The sequence below is a fragment of the Candidatus Jordarchaeum sp. genome (assembly GCF_052745115.1).
Genome location: NZ_JBRAKS010000214.1, coordinates 1 through 6,645, shown reverse-complemented (window position 1 = coordinate 6,645; position 6,645 = coordinate 1). Strand labels below are relative to the sequence as shown.

3 protein-coding genes are annotated in these 6,645 nt (G+C 32.3%); 2 read left to right on the top strand and 1 reads right to left on the bottom strand.

The genetic code is table 11. The annotated features are described in order from the left end of the window. Together ACUVXA_RS13975 and ACUVXA_RS13970 are read left to right on the top strand one after the other, a co-directional pair. Nucleotides 1-962: hypothetical protein (locus ACUVXA_RS13975; RefSeq protein WP_445871892.1), on the top strand; the 962-nt coding region annotated here is incomplete at its 5' end. A 77-nt stretch (nucleotides 963-1,039) separates the two neighbouring features. After that, on the top strand, nucleotides 1,040-5,992 hold the full coding sequence (locus tag ACUVXA_RS13970) for an apolipoprotein A-IV repeat region-like domain-containing protein (protein ID WP_445871891.1): 4,953 nt from the start codon (nucleotides 1,040-1,042) through the stop codon (nucleotides 5,990-5,992). A 291-nt stretch (nucleotides 5,993-6,283) separates the two neighbouring features. Here ACUVXA_RS13970 and ACUVXA_RS13965 read toward each other — a convergent pair whose 3' ends face one another. Further along, nucleotides 6,284-6,508 carry a hypothetical protein gene (locus ACUVXA_RS13965; protein ID WP_445871890.1) on the bottom strand — a complete coding sequence of 75 codons (225 nt, stop codon included), beginning with the start codon at nucleotides 6,506-6,508 and terminating at the stop codon, nucleotides 6,284-6,286. Nucleotides 6,509-6,645: the final 137 nt, after the last annotated feature.

The window sequence follows — 6,645 nt, the reverse complement described above, 5'->3', positions numbered from 1 at the left end:
ATATTGGAACTATTAAATTAAATGATATTATATTATTTAGGAGAGTTAGAATTACCTTGCGCGGTAAATATAGGAAATATAAAGATAAATTTGTTGAATCATTATTGGAGGGCGACACCGAGGTAAATGTTGGCTATTTAGTGAATATGTTATTAGAGTTTATGGAAGAAGAGTGTGAACGTTGTATGAGTAATAGGATGATGTGTGTACTTCGTCCTGCATGTCCCAATCGTAAGTTTTTGAATCTCCTGTTGAGATTCGGAGTTGATGCAAAGGATCTTCCAAAATTTTGTTATGAACAACAATTGAGTAATGTTAATACATACTTAGAAGGTAGCTCAAAAACAAAAATTATTGATACAGTCTTGCCCATAAAAGAATTTCTAAAACTTCTTTCTGGAGGAGGAGAAAGACTAATAAGACCATTACGAGAGGGAAATGTTGAAAAACTCTCGAAAGAGTTGTTTATTGAGTTCAAAAGAGCCACTCCAGATGTTTTGGCATCAGTGGGTGAGGATTATATTTTAGTCTTAATAGATAATGGTTTATTTTATTTTGATCTTTCTTGTGATATCGTGGTTATTAATCCCCGAGACACTATTATAAAATCAAAGGGGATTATAAGTGACTTAATAAATATTTATCGAGAAAAATATAAATTAGATTTGGAGCTGAGAGAGGAGTTTGAGGGACTCTGGTATTTAGATGTACTTATTCCCCTAAACTCTAAAAATAAAAATGTCAAAGAGATTAAAGGGGTAATAAAAAATTATGAACAAAAATTGTTAAATAACGCTGAATATGTGTCTGATTACTTTTCAGATAATACCCTGAATTTGGTTCTTGAAATAAAAACTCCAAGTGTTCAACAAAAATGTAATATAATGTTTAGAAATGTGAGTGAAATATTTAATTTAATTAATAATATCATAAAAGAAATAAATCAGCCACCTTCTGCATAAAATATTTTCTTTATCTGCTCACCCTTTTTGTAATTAGGGATTAAAATGTTCATTCACTAGAATATGTGGTGTTGGAGATGGGCGCATCAGCAACTCAATTAATAATGGAAACTATTGGTTTGAATAGTGAGGAAGCCAAATTATATGAGACTATTTTACTAAATGGAACTCTTACACCTGGAGAAATTAGTGTGTACTCTGAACTTTCTGTAGACAAAGTCGAATTTCTACTGGAAAAACTGGAAAAGCAGCAAATAGTAAGAAAAATGCCAGGAGTAGTATTAAGGTACTCTATTGCTCCACCTTTTAAGCCACTTGAGGAGACACTAGAAAAGTTTGAAAAAGAATCTAAAAGCTTTAAGGAAACCTTGGATAAAAAGTTTAGCGAATTTTTAACTAAATTAGAAAATTCTGTAGCTGCTTGGGAGAGTGATGTGAAAGCCATAATCGATACAGAATTTGCTAATATTAGCAATGAAAACATGGCGATAAATAAAAATCTTAAACAAATTTCTCTTCAAATCTCTGAATCCTTGGGAAAGGAGGAAAAGAATAGAGTAAAAGAAATATCCGAGATTACTGAAGGCTATTCTGAACTCTATAACAATCGAATGAAAGAATACAGAAATAGTTTACAAAGCATCCTAGAAACACAAATTGAGAAAAATGAGAAGGAAAAAGCGGGCAGAGAAAAAGATCTTGCAGAGAGAATTAATACAAACTTTAAGAATTATGCTGACAATTTAAAAAATCTTAATAAAAATATCCAGAAAACATTGTCAGAAAACTCCAAAATAATTTTAGATAACCTAAAACAGATAAAAGCAAAAAACCTTGAACTATTAGATGTTCAGTCATCAAAGTTCGATGAGCTAGTAAACCAAACAAAAGATAAAGCTTTTTCGATTTTAAATAATTATCAAAATGATTTTTCTACCGATGTTGTGGAACTCTTATCTAATACGGACAGAGCGTTTCAGGACCAAATCAAGATTCGTGAAGAGAATTTAGACGTGCTTAACAATATTGTTAAACAAACAATTTTAGAAAACTCAGTAGAGACTGCAAAGGCGCTCTCTAATTTTCACCAATTGACAAGCAAAGCTTTAAACAAACTTTATAGAAAGCATGAAAAAGATGTGGAATTTATTTCAGAAAAGTTAACTGAAATAGTTTATACTGGATATAATCGTGTATCATCGATTATTGATGAGGTTAGTGTATCGATCGATGATTATCTAGAATCGTATTTGAAATCCCAAGGCAAGGAGTATAAAAATTTCCAAAAGTTATTTGGAAACACGGTAAGTGTTGCAAATAAAAATTTTTCCGGGACTTATAGCAATCTACAAAAATTTTATACAGCTGCTCTAAACCAACAACTCAATATAAATACCATAACCGTTGAAAATCTAAAAACTAAAATAGCAGAATTGTTTAAGCAAAACAGTGAAGAAATAAACTCCATATTCACCAAAATACAAGGGGATATAGATAATAATCTTCAAAAAGAATTCGAAGCATTCGATAATAATCTAAAAAATGTTAAAAAACTCATTTTTACTTCTTTAGATGATTCAAAATCGGAACTATTAAACTCCACTGAAACAGTTTCGAAAAACATGTTTCAGAATATTGATTCAGAAATAAAAGGTTTTGAAAATAATGTTACAAAGATTCGGGAAAAATTCTCTGATATCTTAAATACTAATTTGGAAGAAGTCAGAAAAAAGCCAGAACTATTTAAAAAAGAATTTGAAAACACCCTAAAGAAAAGAACTGTTAACATAGAAGGTTACTCTCAAGAGATAAAAAGACAGCTTTCAGAGATCATTAGTGGTAGACTTGATCAGATGTCTGTTAGTTTTGAGCTATTGCAGAAACAGTTCACAAATATCGTTGAAGGCATAATCGGAAGATTCAAAGATTTAATGAACGAAACCGAAGAGAATTTTTCAAAAGTGATTGCTAATAATTTGGAGTCTTTCAAGCAGGATGCCGGTGAACTCAATGTAAGCATTGAGGAGACATTGGACCAACGTGTCTCTGAGTTTGAAACCGAGGTGCAGGGTGTAAAGGAAAGCTTTCTTAACACCATTGATCAAGAAATAGTTTCAATGAGTCAGAGTATGGCAGAACTGGTAGAAAATGCCGAAAATATTTTGACTGAGCAATCAAAGCAGTCCACTCAATTAGCGTATGAGCTAGATGGTAGGATAATGGAGGGCTTTAAACATCACATCGACCAATTCGAATTGAAAATTTCAAATGTTAAACAAGTAACAGAAACCGCCATTAATAACAGCGTAAAAGAGTTTGATAAAAGTATCACTAACTTACAAAATTCTATTCATGGTTCTCTAAATAAAAAAATTGAACTAATTAGAAAAACCGATGAAAACCTTGAGAGTCAATTATCAGATATACTTCCCTCCACACTTGAAGAAAACCAGAAATCCCTATTAAAAGGTAAAATAAAAGAATTATTTAAGAAAAACAGTGAAGGAATAAACTCCACACTATTAGATATCCAAAACGATGTTAAAGATCTTTTAAAATTAGAAATCGGAACATACAATAATAACCTAAAGAATATTCAGAATATTATTTTTTCATCATTCGATGATTCAAAAACAAGTCTACTAACCTCAGCTCAAATAACTTCAAGAGATCTAGTTAAAAGCATTGACATGGAAACAAAGGGATTTGAAAATGCGGTCAAAAAACTACAAGAAAAATTCTCTGAAACCTATAGTGCTAATCTGGAAGAAATTAGTAAAAAAGTGGAGCTGTTTAAAGAAGAGTTCAAAAACAAATTGGATAAGAGAATCATTGAAATTGAAAATTATGCTCAAGAAATAAAAGTCCAGACCTCAAAGATTATTGGTAGTAGACTTGATCAGATTTCAACAAGTTTTGAGCTATTGCAGAAACAGTTCACAAATATCGTTGAAGGCATAATTGCCAGATTTTACGACTTGATTAATGAAATTAAAGAGAATTTTTCAAAAGTGATTGCTAATAATTTGGAGTCTTTCAAGCAGGATGCCGGTGAACTCAATGTAAGCATTGAGGAGACATTGGACCAACGTGTCTCTGAGTTTGAAACCGAGGTGCAGGGTGTAAAGGAAAGCTTTCTTAACACCATTGATCAAGAAATAGTTTCAATGAGTCAGAGTATGGCAGAACTGGTAGAAAATGCCGAAAATATTTTGACTGAGCAATCAAAGCAGTCCACTCAATTAGCGTATGAGCTAGATGGTAGGATAATGGAGGGCTTTAAACAGCACATCGACCAATTCGAATTGAAAACCTTTAACTTAAAACAAGTTATAGAAACAACATATAATGATAGTGTGCAACAATTTCAAGAAAGGATTACTAATCTCCAAAAATCTATCAATGGTTCCTTAAATGAGAAGATTGAACAAATTAGTAAGAGTGATGAAAAACTTGAGAGTGAATCATCAGAATATATCTATAATACATTTGATGAGAATCAGAAAACCATAAACAATTTAAAAAATGTTATGGAACAAAACATACAAGAAAGTCTAGAATATTTAGAAGAAGAAACTAACAAGCTTAAAAATAATTTTTCTTCTATAATCAACAAAATATTAGAAGAAACCAAAATAGAACATGAAAAACTGATTGGAAACATACATAACAAAATCGATGAAGAAAAACAAACCTTAGAACGTATAGCCTCCATACTTTTTAGTGAAGCAAATAACACATTAAATGATAATATTAAAAACATCAAAGAAACAGTGGATAAAAACCGTGAATCAGTACTTGAAAATGTTTCAGAATTAATAAAAATTATCAGAGATGCAAAAGAGAGAGCTGTCAATAACACATCAGAGAGTACTCAATTAGAACTTGAGAATTATAAAATGAAAATTGAAATGTTAAGCGATCAAATCACCAATCTAATCGAGAAACAAAAAGAAAAACTACTTAAAAGTATAGAAAATATTACAATTGAAACAGAAGAAACAATTCAAAAAATTGTACAGGAAAATAACTCTATACTAAATTCAACAAAAGAGGAAACAGTAAAGACTATTGAACAAAGCTCCCAAAATACAAAAGAAATATCAAAAGCAACTAAGGACTTATTAAGTAGCACAATAAATAACCAGATCGAGAAAAGCGAAGAACAAGCAGAATATCTTAAAACTAGTCTAATCGAATCCCTAAATGAACACTCAGAGGAGCTAAAAGAAAAAATTTTAATCTCTAAGGAAGAATCATCCCAACTAATTCAAAATCAATTAGAAGATTATAAAAAAACAATTAGTGAAACCCAAGAAAAAATAACCGGGGCATTAACCAATTTTTCCCAAACACTAAAAGAAACAACTGAAGAAATTCAAAACAAACTAGTTGAAAACCTAGTTAAGCACGAAAACAATTTTAAAGAAATAACAGAAAAAATCCAGGAAAATCTTAACTCAAATCTTGAAAAAACAAAAAACGATATTACGGTCGACATAAACAAAACATCTTCCGCAATTGCAACACTGTTTGAAATAACCAGAAAAGATACAAATAAAACAGTTGAACTCCTCACTGCAGCTTGGAAAGAACTAGAAAAATCAAAACTAAACGAAATCCAAAAAACATGGCACCTTGTCACCAAGGAATCAATAATCATCCACATAACTGATATGATAAGAAGAGCCACCAAAACAATAACAATAATAATACCAAACATTCAAGAAATACCCGTTGAAGAGATAAATGCGAAAGACGAATCAGTGATGATACACATGATAACAGACATCAGCGACGAACAGGAAAATGAATTAAAAAATATTCTACAAAGGAAAATCAGAATATGGAAAAGAACTCCGGTAGATATATATTGTTGCATAAGAGACAAACAAGAATCACTTATAGCACCTTTAATAGAAAAAGAAATCCCTGTCGCTGTGATTAGCGAAGAAGAAGGATACGCTAAAGTTTATCAGAAGCTAATATTACCTAATCTGATAGTTAATTCTAAAGAAATTAGAATCTAGAAATTTAAAATAAAAACCCTAACAAATTCCTAAAACTCATTTAAAAAATAGAAGAGAGATCATGCCAAAAATTTATCCGGTATATTACACTTTATTTAACAGAGACAGTGCTATAGGAATTCGGCGTTGGGGCAAAATTAGCAGCATTTCTTTCTCAGGGCTTGCTCTGCTGGATCGGAACGATTTTCTGCGTATATCTAGGTGTTGTACTCTTTTAAAATAGCCTCTCCTCCATTTCCTCCGTTAAAAAAGAACATACTTAAGTTCTAAGTGAGACACCCTTCCAGAAGCTCATTTTCCACGGGGCCCCCGCCACCGGGGGATACGTCCTTTAACCGGAGACCTCTGGCAGAACCAGCCGAAGGGCGATAAGCCTACCAGCCACCACAGTTCCAAAAATTCAGGTGAAGCATAAACCCATCGACTAAAATCCGTAGAGACCCTGGCTGAAAGAACAAGCAGGAGGAGGCCCCACCAGCTCAAAAAAATGGAGCGGCTTGAGGGGGACAAGTTCAATCACACCCCCATGAGGAGGGAGGAAGAGGGCTAAAAGGGAAAATGCGCCTAAACCCACATATAGGGGAAGTAGCGGTGGCAGTCCCCTGGCGATAGATTCGCAGAATTTTTAGGGCTATTTTTTGGGTGTTTCTTTA